21 protein-coding genes are annotated in these 19,398 nt (G+C 68.3%); 2 read left to right on the top strand and 19 right to left on the bottom strand.

Translation table 11 applies throughout. The features are described from left to right. Positions 1 to 329: 329 nt before the first annotated feature. Genes ETD83_RS07785 through ETD83_RS43555 form a run of 8 tightly spaced genes read right to left on the bottom strand, consistent with a single transcriptional unit; the run spans position 330 to position 6,274 of the window. A complete protein-coding gene (locus tag ETD83_RS07785; protein WP_138644378.1) occupies positions 330 to 764 on the bottom strand; it encodes a RidA family protein in 435 nt (144 codons plus the stop codon). A 7-nt stretch (positions 765 to 771) separates the two neighbouring features. Continuing rightward, positions 772 to 1,515, bottom strand: coding sequence for an SDR family oxidoreductase (locus ETD83_RS07780; protein WP_138644377.1), 744 nt, complete (start codon positions 1,513 to 1,515; stop codon positions 772 to 774). A gap of 41 nt (positions 1,516 to 1,556) precedes the next feature. Then, on the bottom strand, positions 1,557 to 3,047 hold the full coding sequence (locus ETD83_RS07775) for an aldehyde dehydrogenase (RefSeq protein ID WP_205717543.1): 1,491 nt from the start codon (positions 3,045 to 3,047) through the stop codon (positions 1,557 to 1,559). Beyond that, complete coding sequence (locus tag ETD83_RS07770; protein WP_138644376.1) at positions 3,044 to 3,868, bottom strand: alpha/beta fold hydrolase; 825 nt, start codon at positions 3,866 to 3,868, stop codon at positions 3,044 to 3,046. The genes ETD83_RS07775 and ETD83_RS07770 overlap by 4 nt, the downstream gene beginning before the upstream one ends. A 1-nt stretch (position 3,869) precedes the next feature. Then, positions 3,870 to 4,262: a hypothetical protein gene (locus tag ETD83_RS07765; protein WP_138644375.1), complete on the bottom strand. Its 393-nt coding sequence runs from the start codon at positions 4,260 to 4,262 to the stop codon at positions 3,870 to 3,872. Then, a complete protein-coding gene (locus ETD83_RS07760; protein ID WP_171064070.1) occupies positions 4,259 to 5,461 on the bottom strand; it encodes an acyl-CoA dehydrogenase family protein in 1,203 nt (400 codons plus the stop codon). The genes ETD83_RS07765 and ETD83_RS07760 overlap by 4 nt, the downstream gene beginning before the upstream one ends. Next, positions 5,448 to 5,771, bottom strand: coding sequence for a copper amine oxidase (locus ETD83_RS45875; RefSeq protein WP_205717542.1), 324 nt, complete (start codon positions 5,769 to 5,771; stop codon positions 5,448 to 5,450). The genes ETD83_RS07760 and ETD83_RS45875 overlap by 14 nt, the downstream gene beginning before the upstream one ends. Then, on the bottom strand, positions 5,753 to 6,274 hold the full coding sequence (locus ETD83_RS43555; RefSeq protein WP_138644373.1) for a flavin reductase family protein: 522 nt from the start codon (positions 6,272 to 6,274) through the stop codon (positions 5,753 to 5,755). The genes ETD83_RS45875 and ETD83_RS43555 overlap by 19 nt, the downstream gene beginning before the upstream one ends. Before the next feature lie 72 nt (positions 6,275 to 6,346). Here ETD83_RS43555 and ETD83_RS07745 point away from each other — a divergent pair, with 72 nt between their 5' ends. Then, on the top strand, positions 6,347 to 7,033 hold the full coding sequence (locus ETD83_RS07745; protein WP_138644372.1) for a GntR family transcriptional regulator: 687 nt from the start codon (positions 6,347 to 6,349) through the stop codon (positions 7,031 to 7,033). A gap of 16 nt (positions 7,034 to 7,049) precedes the next feature. Here ETD83_RS07745 and ETD83_RS07740 read toward each other — a convergent pair whose 3' ends face one another. From ETD83_RS07740 to ETD83_RS07715, 6 genes are all read right to left on the bottom strand, one after another. Continuing rightward, positions 7,050 to 8,153 carry an ABC transporter substrate-binding protein gene (locus ETD83_RS07740; protein WP_171064069.1) on the bottom strand — a complete coding sequence of 368 codons (1,104 nt, stop codon included), beginning with the start codon at positions 8,151 to 8,153 and terminating at the stop codon, positions 7,050 to 7,052. Positions 8,154 to 8,264: 111 nt separating this feature from the next. Continuing rightward, positions 8,265 to 9,182: a branched-chain amino acid ABC transporter permease gene (locus ETD83_RS07735; RefSeq protein ID WP_138644370.1), complete on the bottom strand. Its 918-nt coding sequence runs from the start codon at positions 9,180 to 9,182 to the stop codon at positions 8,265 to 8,267. Continuing rightward, entirely contained in the window at positions 9,175 to 9,900 is a 726-nt protein-coding gene (locus ETD83_RS07730) for an ABC transporter ATP-binding protein (RefSeq protein WP_171064068.1), read from the bottom strand. The genes ETD83_RS07735 and ETD83_RS07730 overlap by 8 nt, the downstream gene beginning before the upstream one ends. Next, entirely contained in the window at positions 9,897 to 10,673 is a 777-nt protein-coding gene (locus ETD83_RS07725) for an ABC transporter ATP-binding protein (RefSeq protein WP_138644369.1), read from the bottom strand. Before ETD83_RS07725 ends, ETD83_RS07730 begins: the two co-directional genes overlap by 4 nt. Further along, entirely contained in the window at positions 10,663 to 11,607 is a 945-nt protein-coding gene (locus ETD83_RS07720) for a branched-chain amino acid ABC transporter permease (RefSeq protein ID WP_171064067.1), read from the bottom strand. Before ETD83_RS07720 ends, ETD83_RS07725 begins: the two co-directional genes overlap by 11 nt. 569 nt (positions 11,608 to 12,176) lie before the next feature. Further along, a complete protein-coding gene (locus tag ETD83_RS07715; protein WP_138644367.1) occupies positions 12,177 to 14,489 on the bottom strand; it encodes an ATP-binding protein in 2,313 nt (770 codons plus the stop codon). Positions 14,490 to 14,731: 242 nt separating this feature from the next. On the opposite strand from ETD83_RS07715, the gene ETD83_RS07710 reads away from it, so the two are divergent. Continuing rightward, positions 14,732 to 14,947, top strand: coding sequence for a hypothetical protein (locus tag ETD83_RS07710; RefSeq protein WP_138644366.1), 216 nt, complete (start codon positions 14,732 to 14,734; stop codon positions 14,945 to 14,947). A 41-nt stretch (positions 14,948 to 14,988) separates the two neighbouring features. On the opposite strand, the gene ETD83_RS07705 is transcribed toward ETD83_RS07710, so the two are convergent. The 5 genes from ETD83_RS07705 to ETD83_RS07690 form a co-directional block, all read right to left on the bottom strand. Beyond that, complete coding sequence (locus tag ETD83_RS07705) at positions 14,989 to 15,492, bottom strand: hypothetical protein (RefSeq protein ID WP_138644365.1); 504 nt, start codon at positions 15,490 to 15,492, stop codon at positions 14,989 to 14,991. An 18-nt stretch (positions 15,493 to 15,510) separates the two neighbouring features. Then, positions 15,511 to 15,699, bottom strand: coding sequence for an STAS domain-containing protein (locus ETD83_RS07700; RefSeq protein ID WP_138644364.1), 189 nt, complete (start codon positions 15,697 to 15,699; stop codon positions 15,511 to 15,513). Between the two features lie 50 nt (positions 15,700 to 15,749). After that, on the bottom strand, positions 15,750 to 15,977 hold the full coding sequence (locus tag ETD83_RS43550) for an amidohydrolase family protein (RefSeq protein WP_205717541.1): 228 nt from the start codon (positions 15,975 to 15,977) through the stop codon (positions 15,750 to 15,752). Then, entirely contained in the window at positions 15,929 to 16,543 is a 615-nt protein-coding gene (locus ETD83_RS43545) for an amidohydrolase family protein (RefSeq protein WP_329602694.1), read from the bottom strand. Before ETD83_RS43545 ends, ETD83_RS43550 begins: the two co-directional genes overlap by 49 nt. A gap of 766 nt (positions 16,544 to 17,309) precedes the next feature. Next, positions 17,310 to 19,394, bottom strand: coding sequence for a S9 family peptidase (locus ETD83_RS07690; RefSeq protein ID WP_205717539.1), 2,085 nt, complete (start codon positions 19,392 to 19,394; stop codon positions 17,310 to 17,312). Positions 19,395 to 19,398 lie beyond the last annotated feature (4 nt).

Genomic DNA, 19,398 nt, shown 5'->3' with positions numbered 1-19,398 from the left:
AGAGGTGTATAAGAGACAGCCTCCCGGGGCGAGCGGCCCGGCGCTCTTCTCGGGGGAGACAATGGTGAGCCAGTATTCCTTCACGGACAACAACAACGCTCTCGATCCGAACGGCAACCACGCTCCTGAGTGGCGGGTCAACTATCTCATCACCGAAGAGACCCAGCCTGCTGCGCTCACACACGCTGACCTGCGCGCAGGCGGTGAAGCAACGTCGTCACATCGTGCTGGTCATGGCCACCCTGACCGGCTGGTGTTCATTGAGCACGCATCTTTGTTCCTCCGCCTCGTGGCTGGAGTCCCTCGCGGTGCTCCGCGACATGGCGCCGTCAGCGCCGCGGGACCACGGCGATCGCGGAGACCTCGACCAGATAGTCGGGGAGACCCAGACCGGCGACGATGACCAGGGTGTTGGCCGGGTAGTCCGCTCCGTCGAAGAAGCTTCGGCGCACCGCGGTGACCGGTTCGCGATAGGCGCGGTCGGTGATGTAGGTGGTGGTCGCGACGATGTCGCCGGGCCCGCCGCCGGCGTCGGCGAGCACGGCACGCACATTCTCATAGACCTGCCTGGCCTGTGCCTCGGGGTCGGCCGGCCCGATCAGCCGGCCGGCCGCGTCACGCGCGACCTGGCCGGCGATGAAGACCATTCCTCCGCACAGGACGCCGAGAGAGTAGGCGAATCGCGGCGCGTCGTGACCGTCTGGTCCGTACGGTCGCAGCAGCCGCCGGCTCGCGCGTGCGTCGGATGACTCTGGTGAGCTCATAGGAGACTCAGAATTCCTGCATCTGCGGCCGGATGACCAGTTCTGACACGTTCACCCTGCTTGGCTGGCCGACGGTGTACACCACCGCGGCGGCCACGTCCTCCGGCTGCAGGAACTCCATGTTCTGCTTCAGCGCCGCGATGCCGCCCTGGGCCTCCTTGTCGGTGATGTGGGTGGCCAGTTCGGTGTCCACGGCGCCCGGGATGATCACGGTGACGCCGATGCCGTCCTTGAGGACCTCGAGGCGGATGGATTCCGAAAGGGCGGTGACGGCCGCCTTGGTGGCGGCGTAGACGCCGCCGAGCGGGCGGCTGCGGCGGGCCGCGGTGCTGGAGATGTTGACGATCGCGCCCGATCCCTGGGCCTTCATGACTGGGAGGACGGCGTGGGTCGGGAAGAGCACACCGTGCAGATTGACGTCCGTCATCTGGCGCCACTCGTCGGTGAGTCCGCGCTCTATCCGGCTGAGCAGCATCACGCCGGCGTTGTTCACGAGAACATCGATACGCCCGTGGCGGTCCACGACGTCCTTGATCATCGCGGTGGCCTGGTCCTCGTCGGTGACGTCGCACGTGCAGGTGTCGGCGATGCCGCCGTCCTGGACGATTTCCTTGGCGACCGCGACGAGCCGGTCCTCCCGCCGTCCGGTGACCACGACGGTGGCGCCCTGGGCGGCGAGCGCCTTCGCGGTGGCGTGGCCGATGCCGCTGGAGGCGCCGGTGATGACGGCGACCTTGCCGGTGAGGCTCATGATTTCCTGCTTTCTTGGAGTGTTGAGGAGGGGCGCGCCGGTCAGACGCGCATGCTGAAGGGGTCGCCGATGTCCTCGGAGAGGTCGGCCATCACGTTCTTGACACGCAGGTAGTCGTGGAGCGAATCCAGACCGCGCTCACGGCCGAACCCGCTCTTCTTGTAGCCGCCGAAGGGGGCTTGCGCCGCGTTGGTGCGGTAGGTGTTGATCCAGACCGTGCCCGCCCGTATCTCCCTCGCGACGCGCACCGCCCGCGACAGGCTGCGGGTCCACAGTCCTGAGGCCAGGCCGTACTGGGTCGCGTTGGCGATGTGGATGGCCTCGTCCTCACCGTCGAAGGGCAGCACCGCGAGGACGGGGCCGAACACCTCCTCGGACGCGACCTTCATGTCGCTGGTGACGTCGGCGAACACCGTCGGCTGCACGAAGTACCCGGTCGGCAGTTCCGGGTCGTCGACGGGCCCGCCGCCGGCGAGCAGGCGTGCGCCGTCGCCCTTGGCGGCGGCGATGTAGTCGAGGATGGTGTCGTACTGGAGCTGGTTGGCGACCGGTCCCATCTCGGTGTCCGGGTCGAGGGGGTCGCCGAGGCGGATGGCGGCGGTGCGCTCGCCGAGCCGCTCAAGGACGGTCTCGTAGATGGGCCGTTCGACCAGCAGCCGCGAGCCGGCGATGCAGGTCTGCCCGGCGGCCGCGAAGATGCCGGCCAGCGCTCCGGGGATCGCGGTGTCGAGGTCGGCGTCCGCGAACACGATGTTCGGGGACTTGCCGCCGAGTTCGAGCGCCACGGCCACCAGGTTCTCCGCGGCCGCCTTGGCGACCAGGCGTCCGGTGCGCTGCCCGCCGGTGAAGGAGATGAGATCGAGATCGGGATGCGCGGTGAGTGCGGCTCCGACACGCCCGTCACCGGTGACGACGTTGATCACCCCGGGTGGGAAACCCGCCTCCTCGGCGAGCCGGGCGAGCTCGAGGGTGGTGACCGACGCGTGCTCGGAGGGTTTGATCACCACGGTGCAGCCCGCGGCGAGCGCGGGTGCGAGCTTGTTGGTCAGGAGCTGGATCGGGGAGTTCCAGGCGACGAGGAGCGCGGCGACTCCGGCGGGCTCGTGCAGGGTGAAGTCGAACAGATTGGCGTTGTCCAGGGGAATCGTCTGCCCGTAGAGCTTGTCGGCCTGCCCCGCCAGGAAGCGGTAGTTGCGGGCGGCGAAGCCCATCTGCCGCGTCGTCTCGCGGATCACCTTGCCGTTGTCGGTGGTCTCCAGCCTGGCCAGGTGCGGCGCCTCGGCGTCGATGAGGTCGGCGAGCCGCAGCATGAGCCTGGCGCGTTCCCCTCCGTTCGTCTTGCGCCATGTGTTCTCGAAGGCGGCCCGGGCACTGCGGACCGCGTGGTCCACATCGTCGTCGGACGCCTGTGAGAGGCTGGCCCACGGCTGCCGGCGGTACGGATCGATCGAGTCGAACCGCTCGCCGGTGGAGCCGTCGACCCACTTGCCGTCGATGAGCATCCGATACGGATCGGTGTCGGGGCGGTTCACCGTGTGCTCTCCTCGGTCGCGTTCAGCTCCAGGTGGTTTTTGGCGAAGCCCGGCCACAGCTCGTCGATGGCGTCCATCAGCCGGGCGGGCGCTTCGACGTGCGGAAAGTGTCCGACGTCGGAGAGGCCGTGGAAGACGGCGGGGCCGCCGATCTGCTCGCAGGTGCGACGGCCGAGCTCCGGTGGGATGGACCAGTCGTCGAGGCCGTGGACGGCCATCAGGGGCGTCGTCATCGTCGGCAGATCGCTTTGCAGGTCGGTTCGGGCGAACGCCTTGATGTCGCCTTGGACGACGTCGGGCGGGCATCGCAGGACGTCTCGGGAGATCTCGTCGACCCGTTCGGGGCTCGTGGTGGGGCCGCAGATCAGCCGGAAGTTGACCTCCATCCAGTCGGTGGGGTTGATCGCCACGAGATCGAAGGCGTTTCCGCCCCAGGCGGCCGATGGGCACCCGGTGCCGTCCAGCATGATCACGGCCGCCACCGAGTCCGGCCGGGCCCGGGCGAGGCTGAGTCCGAGGCCGCCGGCGAACGAGTGGCCCATGAAGACGTAGCGGCGGTGACCGAGCGCGGCCATGAGACCGTCGACGTACGGGATGTGGTCCGCGTAGTCGGCGATGGCGGCGCCGTCGGGGCGGCGTGCGCTCTTGCCGTGGCCGGGAAGGTCCAGGGCGATGACGGAGAAGTGGTCGGTGAGGCGGTCGCTCACGTACCGCCACGACAGGGTGTCCTGGCCCGCCCCGTGCACCAGGGCCAGCGGCGGGCGGCCGTTGTCGAACTGTTCGTAGTACAGGCGAGCACCGTCGATGTCGAGGTAGGACATGTCAGTTCCTCCGGTACGCGTCGGCCAGTGCGTCACCGAGTCGCCAGATGGTCTTCCACAGGTCGAGCAGCGCGACGGAGTCTCCCTCGAAGCGGAGCAGGTGATACCGCCACGCGCGGTGCAGCCCGCCGTGCAGGCCGGCCAGGATCGGTTTCCACTCGTCCGCGGTACCGACGATCCGGATCTGCTTGAGGTCGGCGCCGTCCTGGCCGTCGCCGGCCCGGCGGACGGTTCCGCGGTCGACCACCAGGAGCAGGTCCGGCCCGGGGGTTTCGCTCAGGCCGATGCGCGCCGACCTCCACCGGTCTCTCTGGGGATCCGCTTCCAGAAGGACGATGGCACGGTCCAGCAGATCACCGGTGAGGTGATGCGCGTCGGAGACGGCGGCGCTCACGACCGGCTCCCGACGGCCTCCGCCTGCAGCGGGTTGACCGGTGCGACCGGGAGCCCGAGCGAGGTCTTCCCGAACAGGTCGAGCGCGTCCAGGTTGTTGTAGGGCTGGATGGTGGCCGCGCGCACGTCCCGGTAGATGCGGGCCAGCGAGGACCGGTTGTAGAACGCCGCGCCACCGGCGATCTGCATGACCTTCTCCATGATCGCCACGGCGTTGTTGGCGCCCACGTACTTGGCCATCACGGCCCTGCTCATCCCGCTCTGGACGTCGAGATCGGTGAACAGGTGCCCCGACGTCATCTCCTGGGCGACATGGCGGATCGTGGCGCGGGCGGTTTCGGTGAGCACCGTGATCTCGGCCATCAGCGCCTGGATCTGCGGCTGGTCCGCAAGGCCGCGCGGCTCGATGATCTGCTGCCGGAGCCGTTGGACTCCGCCCAGTGCGGTGCCCAGGTACGTGGCGGCGAACGTCGGCTGCGCCCATCCCCAGACCGTCTTGAGGAGGGTGCCGTCCAGGGTGCCGACGGGGTACCGGTGAAAGACCGCTTCGTCCGGAACGAAGACGTCGTCGAACAGCACATCGTTGCTCTGCGTGGCCCGCATGCCGAGCGTGTCCCAGGTGCGCAGGATCTCGAGTCCCGGGGTTTCGGCCGGAAGCCGGTAGAAGATGATCTGCGGGCCTGCCTCCGGGTCGTCGAAGCGGGCCATGCTGGAGAAGTGCGTCATCACCGAGGAGCCGGTGCCGAAGATCTTCTTGCCCTTGATCCGGTACCCGCCGTCGACGCGGACGGCCGTGCACCGCGAATCGCGCAGAAGCGGCGCTCCGGGCTCGGCCGACAGCACGGCGTTGATCACCTTGCCCTCGGCACAGTCACGGAGCCACTGTTCGAGCCTGGGCCGCGGATCCGACCGCCACATGCTGGCCAGCTGGCCGATCGGCGAGACGTGCATGTTGACCACGAGAGCGGTCGCCGCGCATCCCATGGCGAGCCGTTCCTGTGCGGCGACCAGGTCGTTGAGGTCGGCGCCGAGCCCGCCGAGTTCTTCTGGGACGGTCAGCCGCAGGTATCCGGCTTCGCGCATGCGTTCAAAGTTCTCGAAGGGGAAGGTGTTGTCGCGGTCGTGTTCGTCGGCGCGTTCGGCGAAGTCGTCGGCCAGATCCGCCGCGAGTCGCACGAACCGCTGTTCACGTGAGGTCAAGAGGGTCTCCATGGGCATTCGTGTGGGCGGATGCCTCGCCGGACGTGGCCGGGAGGTCAAGGGCGGGGTGGCGGTCGAAGAAGCCAACGGGTTCGAGGGCGGATGCGGCGTACTCGACGGGCATCACCGGCCAGTCCTCCGTACGCGGAACGTGGGTGCTGCCGAGGGCGCGCCGGAGAACGAGGTCCTGGTCTTCCAGCGGCCGGACGACCGCAGCGAGGTCCTCGATCCGCCGGGGTACGGCTGCTGAGTGACGGTCATATCGGTCCTCTCCTTCTCGGGCTGCCGGCGTCAGGCCACGAGGGTGCACCGGCCGTAGGAACCGCTGAAGAACAAGAGCGGAGACCCCGGCCGGACCTGGCAGCTGAGCACCCGGCCGATAACGATCTTGTGGTCGCCGCCGCGATGAACGGCGTCGACCTCGCAGACGATCGAGCCGAGCGTTCCGGGAAGTTCCGGCAGGTGGTGCTCGTCCAGTGAGCAGCCCCGGTCGGCGAAATGATCGGCGCCACGGCGGGCGAACTCCCGGGACACCGCGGCCTGGTTCTCGGCGAGCAGGTTGACCCGGAACATTCCGCGGTCGATCACCGCACGCGACGTTCGGCTCGTCGACGACAGGCAGACCAAGAGCAGTCGGGGGTCAAGCGACACCGAGGTCAACGCGTTGAGGGTCATTCCGTACGGCACGCCCTCGTGGAATGTGGTGACGACGGTCACTCCGGTCGGAAAAGAGCTCATTGCCTCGCGGAACTCCTGCTCCTCGGGCGAGCTCTGTCTTTCGTTGGATGAACTCATGCGGCTGACCGATGTCATCGATCCTCCCAAGCTGTATGCCGTCAGTATACAGGGTGCGTCCCGGCGTGCAAGCCCCGGTATACTGTCTGTATGACGATCGGTGAATTCCCTGCGGGAAGCGGTTCTCACGAGGAGCCCAACCTGCGTGAACAGGCATATGACCGCATGCGCGAGCAGATCTTCACCCGCGAGCTGCCGCCGGGCGGGCTCCTGTCCGAGGTCCGCTTGGCCAAGGCGTACGGAATCAGCCGCACACCGGTGCGCGAGGCCATCAAGCAGCTCGCCCAGGTGGGTCTCGTCAGGCTGGTGCCCGGTCGCGGTGCCTTCGTGACCGAGCTCGCGCCGCACGATGTGGTCGAGATCTATGAACTGCGGGAACAGCTGGAGTGCTATGCGATCCGGATCGGAGCCCGCCGGCTCACCGACGAGCAGATCGCGGAGTTGGAGACGCTGGCGGACGAGGCCGACCGGCTGCGCGACGCCAACGATCTGAAGGCGGCGTTCGAACTGGCGGTGGCGACCCACCGCCGCTTCACCCGGGCGGCCCGCAACGTCCGCCTGGCCCGGATTCTGGAGCAGTTGGAAGACGAGTCCCGCCGGGTGTCGCATATGACCTTCATGCGACCGGGCCGGCTGGCCGCGGCACTGGCGGAGCACCGGGACATCCTCGCCGCGCTGCGGGCTCGCGACGGGGACGCCGCCGAGACCGCGCTGCGCGTCCACCTGCGTGCCGACCGGGATGCGGCCGTGGACCAGTTCGCGCCGGACACGTACTGAACCGACCCCGGATCGATCAACCCGCCGAAGGTGAGGGCGCCGGCGCGTTCTGCGACGAAAGGACCTCGGTGAGGGTGAAGGTCCCGGTGGGCGTCCATCGAACAATCATGTTGGACTCACTGGCCAGGCCCCTGTGGTTGGCCGGGGAGAAGCAGTACCGGCCGAGCACGCCTTCATATCCGCAGGTCTTCTCGATCTGCCGCGCAAGGGACTTGCGGTCGGTGCTGCCGGCCGCCTTTGCCGCCTGGGCGATGATCGCGACGGTGTCGGCGACATAGCCGGCGACCGTATCGGGGCGCTTACCGCCATGGGCCTTGACATAGGCGTCGGCGAACTGCTTCGCCTTCGCCGCGCCGGCCATTCCGGAGGGCACCTGATCGGGGATCAGAACGGGGCTGGCGTCGGAGAACAGGCCGCCCGGAGGCAGGTTCGGAGCCGCCAGGTGCGCGATGTCGTAGTTGACCGAGGCGTGGCCGGCGAACACCGGCTGCGCCATCCGGAGTTGCGCCATGCCCTTGAGGACCGCGATCAGGTTGGCGCCGGAGGAACAGGAGTAGACGACATCGGGCTTCGCCGCGCGAATCTTGGTGAGCTGCGCGGTGAGATCGGTGTCTCCCTGCTGGAAGGACTCGCTCGCGACGACCTTGAGGCCGTATTTCGGCGCGGCCTGGTTGATGGCGTCGGCATAGCCCTTGCCTCCGGCGTCCGCCGTGTAGATGCAGGCCACGCGCCGCCATCCACGCTTCTGCATGAACCGTGCGGGCACGTCGCCGACGAGCGTGACCCTCGGAGCGTCGACCAGGAACAGCGACGGCGTGGTCTTCTCGGGAAACGGCGTGATGCAGAACATGGGGGTACGGGACGCGTCGGTGAGCCGATGCGCCGGATCGCACAGCTGTGTCGGGGTCGGCCCGACGATCGCCGACACCTTGTCACGGAGGAACTCGCGTGTGATCTTCACGGCCGTGTCCGGGCTCGTCCGGGAGTCTTCGACGCGCGTCCGCACCCGTATGCCGGTGTCGCGCTCGGCCTGGGCGACGGCGAGTGTGAACGCCTGCCGCTCCGCGGTGCCGACCGGCGCGAACGGCCCGGTGAGGTCGAACATCGCGCCGATGTACACCGTTCTCCCGTCCTTTTCCGATGACGATTGACCGGCCGCGGAGCAGCCGACGGTGCCGGCGACCACGCAGGCGCCAACGGTGAGCAGGGCGATTCGAGACATGACGGACTCCTAGTCTGTGACGGAGTGAGAGGGCAGAGGGGCCTCGCGGCGATCATCGGAGACGCGGACGTTGCGGACGCGCCGCCGTAGGCGGATCGAGTCCTTGCCGAGCAGGACCAGCAACAGCAGGGCCAGGGACACGACGTCTTTGAGGTCGGAGGAGATGTAGCCCGCCGTGAGGGATTCCGTCAGGCCCAGGAAGAGTCCCGCCACCGTCGCGCCGAGAAAGCCCCAGCCGCCCAGGGCGGCGGCGATGAAACCCTTGAGCGACAGCAGGAATCCCGACGAGGCCCCCATCGCGGCGACGGGTCCGAGGAGGACCCCGGACAATGCCCCCAGAGCCGCGGCGATGATGAGGCCGACCGTCCGGACCGCGGTCGGGTGGATCCCCACCAGCATGGCCCCGGTGGGATTCTCAGCGCAGGCGCGCATGGCCTTGCCCCAGCGAGATCGCCCAGCGAGCACGAGCGCGGTGATGAGAACAGCGGTTGCGGCGACGATGAGGAGCTGCTGACGCTGCAGACTGGCCCCGAGAAACGAAACGGGGGGACCTGGCACGGCCGGCGCGAGCTGCCGCGGCTCCGGGCCGAACCCAAGGCTCAGCAACTCGTCCATCGCGAACGCGAGGGCGAGCATGACCAGTGTGCCGCTGAGCTCGGTCTGCCGCGCGATACGCCGCAGGATCAGAACGTCCACGGCGAACGTCACCGCTCCCGCCGACGCGACCACCACGACGACGGCGGGCGCCATCGGCCAGCCGCGCTCGGTCAGGGCGTTCGTCCCGAGGACCCCCAGCACGACCATGGAGCCGCTGAGGAAGAACAACTGGCCGGACACCTTCCGCACCAGCGCCCAGGTCAGTGACAGCAGCGCGTAGGCGGCACCGGCGACCACGCCGGTGATCAGGAACTGGGCGGTTTCAGACACTACCCCGTCCTCCCAGGTAGGCGTGGATCACCATCGGGTCGCTCATCAGCGTCCGCGCGGAGCCGGTCACGGCTATCCGGCCTCGCTGGATCACCGCCGCCCGGTCGCTGACTCCCAGGGCGAGCGCGGCGTTCTGCTCGATGAGGACGATGCCGATACCGTCATCGGCAAGCGCGCGCATGGCCTTCAGGATCTGTCGGGTCATGCCGGGCGAGAGCCCCAGCGAGGGCTCGTCCAGCACGAGATAGCGCGGATCGGCCATCAACGCACGGCCGATCGCCGTCATCTGCTGTTCGCCGCCCGACAGCGTTCCCGCGGAGCGCCGGAGCAAGGACGCCAGCGGCGGGAATATGTCCATGACGAGGGGCAGACGATCCACGGCGTGCCGACGGCCATGGCGGAACCCGCCGAGCTCAAGGTTGTCCGCGACGGTCAGGCCGCCGAACAGACCACGGTCCTCAGGCACCAGGGCGATGCCTCGGCGCACCCGCTGCGACGGGGCGAGACCGTCCAGCCGGTCCCCGTCGGCCGTGACCGAACCGGAACGCGGCTTCAGCAGGCCGGCGACGCAACGCGCGAGAGTGGTCTTTCCGGCCCCGTTCGAACCGAGAAGGCAAACGACCTCACCACCACCGACGTGCAGGTCGATGCCGTGCAGTACGTCCGCCGCTCCATATCCGGCGACCAGATCGCTGATCTGCAGCACGGGGGCGTTCATGCCGGCGTCCCGAGGTACGCGTCGACCACGGCCGGATGAGAGCGGACCACCGCCGGCGGCCCGGACGCGACCACTCCACCGCCGGCGAGAACGAGCACCTCGTCACACAGCTCCATGATCAGTTCGAGATGATGCTCGATGATCAGCAACCCGACGTCCCCGGCCGCGACCTGGCGCAGCGCATCCGCCAGGGCGCCGGTCTCGGTGTCGTCGAGCCCGGCCGCGGGCTCGTCGAGCAGCACGAACCGGGGGTCGCTGGCCAGCACGCGGGCCACCGACACCAGCCGCTGCTGACCCGTCGTGAGCGCGTGGGCCGGCGTATCGGCCAGGTGGCCGCATCCGACGAGGTCCAGCGCGTGCATGGCGCACTCGTGGAGACGGATCTCCTCGCGCCGATGGGACGGCAGCCGCAGCGCCGCGGACACGAGGCCCACCCGCCCGCGGACGTGTGCACCCACGAGCACGTTGTCGAGGACCGTGAGCTCTTCGAGCAGCCGGGCATGCTGGAACGTTCGCGACAACCCGGAACGGCACAGGGCATCGGGTGATCGTCCGGTCGCCCAGGCGCCGTTCAGCCAGATGTCACCGCCGTCCGGTGTGAGAGCTCCGGTCACACAGTTGATCAGGGTGGACTTGCCCGCGCCGTTGGGACCGATCAGCCCGACCACCTGACCCGGGTTCAGACGGAAACTGACGTCGCGAAGAACCTGGAGACCGCCGAAGCTTCTGGACAGCCGGGCGACCGTCAGCCCGCCTCGTTCGTCACCGCTCATCAGCGGTCCTTTCCGATGGTCCGGCCGTCACGGCGGCCTGCGCGGGCCGTGTCAGAGGCCGGATTCGCCATAGGCGGCCGAGTCCGGTGCCGGCCGCCGCCACGAGGCCCTGCGGAAGGAATCCGGCGAAGAGCAGCAACAGCAGCGGCGTGAAGAGTGCCTCCGGTTCAGAACCGAGATCCACGGTCTCGGGCAGGAGCTGCAGGACCATGAGCCCGACGACCCCGCCCCAGGGGCTTCTGGGTCCGCCGACGATCACCGCCGCGAGCAGGAGGATCGACTGTCCGACCCCGAACTGCTCGGGTGTCAGGAACTGGTTGTAGTACGCGTACAGCCCCCCGGACAGCCCCGAGCACAGGCCGCTGATCACGAAGGCCGTGCTCTTGGCCGTCGTCACGCGAACTCCCACTGAGCGGGCGAGATCCTCCCCGGCCGACAGCGCCTCGAAGGAGCGCCCTTTACGGCTGCGCTGGATGTTCGCGACCAGCACGCCGGCCACGATCACGGCGGCCCACGCGACCGCGTAGAAGGCGGTCTCACTGGCGACGTCGATGAATCCCAGACGCAGATTCCCTTCCATCGCGATCCCGTCGGCTCCGCCCGTGATCGGCTCGGCCACGACCGCGATCCGCTGGAACATCAGCGCGAGCACGAGTGTGGCGAGCGACAGGTAGAGGCCGCTGAGGCGCAGGAAGGGCGTCAGCGCGCACGCGACCGCACCGCCTGTGACGACCGCGGCGCACAGTGCGAGCTCCGGCGGAGCATCGAGCCGGACGCTCACCGACGCGGCGGTGAACGCCCCCACCCCGGCGAGCGCACCCTGTCCCAGGGAGACCAGCCCCGCCCGGCCGACCAGCAACGACAACCCCACCGCGCTGACGCTGGAGATCGCAACAGGCACCAACAGCGGGATCACCCACGTACCCAGCGCCATCGGGGCGACTGCGGCCACGAGCCCCAGCGCTACCGGCGCCCGCCAGCTCGGCCACGCCGGCCGCGCATCCGAGCGCCCGCGCCGCTCGGCGGCCGGGCCATCTATTCGGGTCATACATCCAGCCTGTATCCAGGCGGTATACCCTGTCAACCCTGCGATGACGTGCAGATCTGAGCAAAGAGGGTCCGATGCGTGCGAGGTCGCCCTCCGTCCCGGCTCGGCGGACGACGCTTGAGAGGCGACGCTCAGCCGGGAATGGAACGCGGCCCGGGCGGGTCATCGTCGCCCACGGCACGCTCGTACGGACCGGTCAGTGGCCGTCGTGTGTGCGGGCGCTTACTTCACGCCGGCGGCACTCTCCACGAGGCGCGTCCCGGCGCGACCGCCGTCCGGCACCCCGGCGAGTCGAGGAAGGCCCGGACTACCTCGACAGAGAATCTGGCGGCCGGGCTGCTCATCAAGTCTGACCGGCCGCTCACGAAGAGTCGCCAGATGGCCGACGGTCTCGTCCACCGCCGCGCCGGGGCCGCGATCCGCTTAACCCGGTGACCCGGTCGTAGCCGTGATCTTCAGTCGGCCTCGCTGTTCTTCGTGGCCCAGGAGGCGATCTGCGCCCGGGAGGCGAAGCCCAGTTTCTCCAGGATGTGTTCGACGTGCCCTTCGGCGGTGCGCTGGGCGATCACCAAGGTAGCCGCGATCTCCTTGTTGGTCATGCCCTGAGCGACCAGGCCGGCGACCTGCTGTTCCCGGGAGGTGAGGGCTGACGGAGCACGTGTCGTCCGCCGGGATCGCCGCGGGCTCTCGTTCAACGCGTAGCCGATGGCCTCGTCGGGGCCGAGAATCGCGCCACGCTGGAAGGCCGCGGCGAAAGCCTCGTCACCGAGCGTTTCGTGGAGATGAGAATCGCAGGGATCGTGGAAGTCCACGAACGGTGGAGTCCGGGGCATCGAGGTCCCCAGCGATCGCCAAAGTGTATGCGCCGCACCAAGAAGCGTGGCCGCGTGTTCATGCTGCCCGCCGGCCGACGCGATCCACGCCAGCACCTCCACGCACTGAGCCGTATTCCACTGGTCGTTGCTGTGCCGTTGGAGCCGCAGGCTCTCCCCGATCGTCGCGACCGCTTCGCGCAGGTCACCGCGCCGGTACTCGTTGAAGCCGAGTGCCCATAGCGCGAGAGGCCGGTACAGATGCGTGCCGTGGTTCTCGCAGATCGCGAGGGACTCCTTGCAGAACGCCTCAGCGCGGTCGGTTCTCCCGGAGGCAGAGGCGGCCAATGCCATTCGGTACAGCGCTACCGCGCAGGCACCGGGAGGCTCACCGATCACCCGATAGCGGCGCACCGCCTCTTCTTGCAGCGAGATCGCTTCTGCGTAGTTTCCCTTGAACAGTTCAGCGACGCCGAACAGTTCCATGGCATGTGCTTCCGCGGACGGGTCACCAAGTTTCTTCGCCAAATCGGCACAGTCCCGCAGAAGCAGTTCGGCCCCAGACAGATCACTCTGCAAGAGGGCGAGCCTGCCGGCGACCCACAATGCCTTCGCCCGCGCCGCCGTCGGTGTTGAATCTTTCTTGAGTGCCAGGCTAAGCCAGTGAAGACCCTCCCCCAAAATGCCATAGTAAATCCAGTAGGGCCAGTTCGCGGTGACCATCCGGAACACGGTCTGTGCCTCACCGGGCTCGGTCAGGCAAAAATCCATGGCCGCCCGGATGTTGGCGTGATCCAGGCGTAGTCGCGCATACCAACGTAGCTGGTCAGGGCCGAACCGTGCCTCTTTCGAGCGCATGACCACCCATTGGTAATGGTCGCGGTGCCGACGGCCGAGCGTCGTCTCCTCACCGGACTCGGCCAGCATCATCCGGCCGTACTGACGGATCGTCTCCAGCATCCGGTATCGCGCACCGTCCCGGCGCACCAACGATTTATCGACCAAGGCGGCAACCAGCTCGAATATGTCCTCGGATGCGATGGCGTCCCCGCCGCAGACCTGTTCCACGGCCGGCAGGTCGAACCCTCCGGAAAAGATCGACAGCCGGGCCCACAACGTCCGCTCGCCGGGCGAGCACAGGTCATGGCTCCACTCGACCGTCGCCCGCAGCGTCTGCTGGCGTGGCATCGCCGTTCGGCTGCCACGCGTCAGCAGCCCGAAACGATCGTCCAGGCGGTCAATGATCTGCACTATCGACAGAGACCGCAGGCGCACCGCCGCCAACTCGATCGCGAGCGGTATCCCGTCCAACCGCCGGCACAGACGTGCCACCGCTTCCCAGTCGCCCTCAGCAAGCGCAAGGTCCGGCACAGCCTCCGCGGCCCGCTCCATGAACAACCGCACGGCCTCGGACTCGTCGAGGTGGCGCTCCGACATAGGCCGGTCGGGTGCCGGGAGGGACATCGGAGGCACATCGAGAACGGTCTCACCCCCAACTCCGAGTGGCTGCCGGCTGGTCACCAGGATGCGCACATTGGCCGCCGCGCTGAGCAACCCGTCGGCCAACGCCGCGCACACGTCCAGCAGGTGCTCACAGTTGTCCAGCACGATGAGCAGGTGCTTGTCGGAGACGAAATCCACCAGCGAGTCCAGTGACGGCTGGACCGACCAGTCCGCCAGCCCCAGCGTCGCGGCGACCGTCGGAGCCAGCAGTTCCTCGTCCTGCAACGGTGCCAGGTCTACCAGCCACACCCCGTCCGGGAACGCGCGTCGCAAGTCAGCGGCCACCCGTCGCGCCAACCGAGTCTTACCGACGCCACCCGCCCCAACGAACGTCAACAGTCGCGTACGGCCCAGCAGACGACGCGCCTCCGACAGCTCCCTCCGGCGGCCTACGAAGCTCGTCACCTCGACTGGAAGATCACCACGGTATCGAGGCGTCGCGCGAACGGACATCTCGTCACCAGCCTACGCCCAATCGGCATATCCCCAGGTTATCCCCCAATTAGCCATGGGGACCGGTGCGAGCAACGTCGCGCCCGCACCGACCGGGCTGGCGCCCTGAACCCAAATTGATCAACCTGGAGGGACCCCCGATACCCGCTCTCTGGACCACATCCCCCGGTTGTCGCCCATCCGGCGGCCGACACCTCCGGTACATCGCCCGCGCGCTGCGCGGCAGCAAGACCACGGTCGACATGCGAAGCCTGGGCCCGATCTTCGCGGCGTCCCTGCCCGAGGTCGCGTTCATCCGCGATTGGCTCGGGTCCGGCGGTCTGCGCCCGCATATCAAGCTCGCGAGCGCGATAGACGTCGAACCGGAGGTCGGCGCGGAGGCGAGAAGGATGGCCGACGCGTGGGCCGCCTACGAAAGCCGCCTCACCGCGATCAAGCGCCACGGCGACAGATCCTGACCTGTCGGCGGTTCTGATCCAATTGTTGTGAGCCGTTCACATTACGTGGATAGATCCCGTTGCGCGTCCTGGGCGTTGGGTGCGGCGGCCCGCACAGCCTCGGCATACGCCCCACCGCGGTCGCGGCACACCATCTCGGGGCCGGGGTGCTCACGCAGCCAGGCGGCCAGGGGGGTTTCCAGGTCCAACAAGATCGTGGCGTACACATGACCCTTACGAGTGGCGAAATCGTCGACCCCCAGCACCCGCGGAGCCCTCGCCCGCGGCTGCTGGGGCCGACGACGCAGCAGCCGCAGCAGTGTGTTGGAGCTGACCGGAATCGCCAGATACTTGGGCAGCCGCGCGGCCGGGCGTCCGGCCAACACCAGCATGAGCCGCTCGAAGACGCGCCGGAGCTGCGGGGTTCGGCGGGCGAACCGCTCGGTCAGCCCGTCGATCTGTTCGGTGAACGTGCGCCGCAGGCACGCGTCGGCCGGGTAGCGAAACGCAAACGACGCTGCGTGATCGTTCACAACAAGTTGATCAGAACCGTGCGTGTCGGTCACGTCCGGTTGGCGAGCGGGTCATAGGAGATCGCGCAGGGCGCGTGCGGCTTTGTCCACGGCCTTGGTGAGGGTGTGCAAATGGGTGGCGAGCAGGTTGGCGACCTGCCGGGCCGGATTGAGCAGGATCAGCCAGCCGCCGAACCGTTTTGCCTGCTTCCAGGCGGCAATGATGGCGCGCAGTCCTGAGGAGTGACCCGTGTGCTCCATTGTGCTGGGAGGCGGAGCTGATGGCCAGCCGCCCGCTACCTTCGCACGGCTTACTGGAGTTGTCCGGCGAGGTAGGTCGCGAGGGGGTTCCGCAATGTGGTGATGTCGCGGGTCGGGTCGCCGTGCACGATCAGCAGGTCGGCGTCATGTCCGGCGTGGATGCCTCCTTTGCGGTCTGGCAGGCCGCATGCCTCGGCGGCGACCGACGTGGCGGCTCTCAGGGCAGCCGTCACCGACAGCCCGGCGAGCACGTACTCCTCCAGAGTGAAGGGCAGCAAACCGTGAGGTTTGGCCGGGGCGATGCCCCGTCCGAGCCTGCCACCAACCGGGCTCTGCCCTGATGAAGCCGCACGGCGGTCTCGCGCAGAGCGGCCTGGGTGATGCCGGCGCGCGCGGCCACGGCGATGATCTCCGGTGGGACCACGACGTCGGGATCGGACCCGAGCGTGGTGCAGAGGGCGATCCCGGAATCAGCCAGCGCGGTGAGCAGCGTGTCGTCGATGCGGACGCCGTCAGGAGTCAGGCAGGTGCAGTGCTCGATGCCGTCGACGCCTGCGGCCAAGGCCTGTCGGACCGCGTCGAGGGCGTGCGCGTGCGCGGTGATCGGCAGCCCGACCCGGTGGGCCTCGTCGACCGCCGCGTGCACCCCCGCATCGGTGAACTGGGGGCTCATGGTGTCGGTACCGGGCGTCAGCACACCGCCGCTCGCCATGATCTTCACGATGTCCGCGCCGCGTTCTGCCCGCAGCCGGACCGCCGCCCGCACCTCCGCCGCACCGCGCGCCTCCCCGCCCAACGATGCGCAGTGTCCGCCCACGCTGGTGATCGGCGTCCCGGAGGCCACGACCGCCGGCAGCCCGGGTCTGTCGCGTGAGCCATGACACGTTCGAGCGCCCCAAGGGTGCTGTCGGCGCACAGGTGCACGTGCGCGTCGATCAGGCCGGGCAGTGCCGTCCCCTCATAACGCCGCGTCGTCCACCCATCGGGGGCCTCCGTGCCCTGCTGAACTCCGACGACCCGTCCGTTCTCCACCAACACCAGGGCGGGTGCGTCCAGCAAACGTTCGCCGTCGAAAACCTTGTCCACACCAATCGCAAGTCTGCTCACTCCGGTGACGGTAGTGGGAGGTCCCGAGGCGCCGCGGGTCGTGCAGAGCAATCGGTACTGATCATGTGCTTTCTGGCGGTATCTGCGTGCTAGCCGCTAACACGACCGGCAGGGCCGGGGGCGCTGCAAGTCGCCCAGGCCCGCCCCCACCTTCCGACGGGCTCCGGCCCGGCCATGGGGCTGCCCTCGACGGTGGGGCCGCCTGGACGGATTCACCTAGATCGACGTCAATGCGGTCTTGGCGCAGCCAGACGTAGATGGTCTGACTACCCGGCTGGGCCGCTGCTGCTCGGCTTTTGGGAGGGTGCGACGGACGACGGCGCTGTTGATGCCGTCTGTGTGGCATTCGCTCCGATCGCCGCCAGTAGCAGCATGAGCGGTGGCACAAAGGCCCCCGCGCTGACGCTTCAATGAGCCATCCTGTGGGGTATTCCCATGGTCAATGAATAATCGCAGGTTGCGTAGACAACCGAGTTTTCGAGCCCCACCCGTGGTCTCCGTCTTCAGCGTCGACCCCGCCGCCTGATGTGCTGGCCGTCAGCGGTCGCCATCCGGGGCTCTTCGGGATGGTGACCATCGATGCCGCGCGAGGGCCGAACGCCTTCTCTCGCGCAGGATCCGATATCGCTGTCGATGTTAGGGTGCCCGTCGACGGTCTTCGCGTCGGGGGGCATGTGTGTCGTGAACCACGACACGATACGGGTAAGGAGATCGACGATCGCGGGGTAGGCGCGAACGCCGTGCCCCTCCTGCGGATAGATCGCCAGGACCGACTCCACGCCGCGGGCCAGCAGCGCCTGGTGGAACTCCCTCGCCTGACCGGGCGGCGTACATTGATCGTTCGCTCCCGCGACGTTGAGGCACGGTGTTCGGGCCTTGCTGGCCCGCAGTACTGGGCTGCGGGCGTGGGCCATCGTGCCCGGCTCTTCGGGATCGGAGCGCAGAAAGGTGTTCCCCCATCCACCTATATTGCTGGTGAAGGCCTGGCTGTACCAGTCGGTGATGGGGGAGATCGGCACCGCGGCGGCGAACCGCTGGTCCAGAGTGACCAGCCAGGACGACATGAAGCCACCGTAGCTCGCGCCGATCAGGCCGATCCTGGAACGGTCGGCCACGCCGCGTTCGGCAAGCGCGTCGATGCCGGAAAGGATGTCGTCCGCGTCGGCGCCACCCATGTCGCCGATGACCTGACAGGCGAACTCCCGGCCGCGGCCCCCACTTCCGCGGGGGTTCGGGTTGAGCACCGCGTAACCCATGGAAACCAGCAGCGGTACCCAGAGGGACTTCATCGACCATGCGTTGCGGAAGGCCCAAACCGGACCACCGTGGATGTTGACCACCAGCGGGAAGGGACCATCGCCCGCCGGACGGCACAGTATTCCTTCGATCCGCTGACCGTCCGGCGCCGACCAGGTGACCGCTTCGGCGCTCCCCGCGAGCGACGACAGATGGTCTGAGCCGGCGTGGTGCGTCGTCGCGAGCACATCGCCGGTGCCGCCGCCGAGCAGCGCGACCTGGGGCGGCAGGTGGTAGGCGCTCTGCGCGACGAGCACCCTGCCGTCCGAGGTGAACGCCCCCTCGGGATACAAACCGCCGCACGACAGTTCGGTGGAGACCAATTCTGTGAGAGCGCCGGTCCCGGCTTCGACGATTCCCGCGACCGAGTCCAGATGACGCTGGCCGAGATAGCCCAGCCGGTCGACATCGATCCACTGGGTGCAGGTCACATCGGTGTGCGCGGTGTTGACACGGGTGCTCGTCTTCGACGCCAGGTCGATGATGACGAGGTCGCCCGCCAGGAGCCCCCGGTCACTGCAGACGGCCTCCACGACGCTGGCGTACCTGCCATCAGGCGACCCGGCTGGCAGCCCGAGTTGGAATTGGCTGCGTACCAGTTCGCGGCTCTCCCCACCAGTGGTGTCGATCGATGTGAGGACCGATCTATACCAGGCGTCCTCGTCCGGTGCGTCCGATGTCACCGCCATCACGGTGGACGGACCGCCCCACCCCGCTTCCCAGCAGTTCATTCGCTCGGGCGAGAGTCGCGATAGGTCCCCGGAGCCCACGGTGTAGAGCCAGAGGCTGCGCCAGGCCGATCGCGTGCCCTCTTCGATCAGGGGATGCCAGGTCGGCAGGTCATCGATCGGACTGTTGGACATGGCCCCCTGGGCTGCGGCCTGGTCGGCGCCGAGGCCGGCCACGCCCAGCAGTATCTGCCGCCCGTCCGGGGACCAGTGCGCATATTCGACCGAGCCTGGGACGGTTGGCGCGGCGACCGCCTCACCGAGGGAGCCGATATCCAGCAGATAGAGCTGGAACACGTCGGGCTCGGCGCGGTCGGACAGGAACGCGAGGGTGGCGCCGTCCGGTGAGAAACGCCCCCATCGAGCCGAGCCGGTGGCCGTGGTCACCGCGGTCAACCGGCCTTCGTTCACGGTGTACAGCGCGGTCCGCGGCGCACCGGCGAGGTCGTCGAGGACCGAGCCCGTCACGACGACGTGCGCGCCGTCGGCGGTGATGTGCGGCTCCGCCACATCGTGCGGCCGGCCGAACGCCGCCTTGTGCTGGCGTCGTAGATACTCAGCCACCGCC

The organism is Actinomadura soli, assembly GCF_005889715.1.
GTDB classification, from domain to species: domain Bacteria; phylum Actinomycetota; class Actinomycetes; order Streptosporangiales; family Streptosporangiaceae; genus Spirillospora; species Spirillospora soli.
This window is presented reverse-complemented; position numbering and strand designations above follow the sequence as displayed.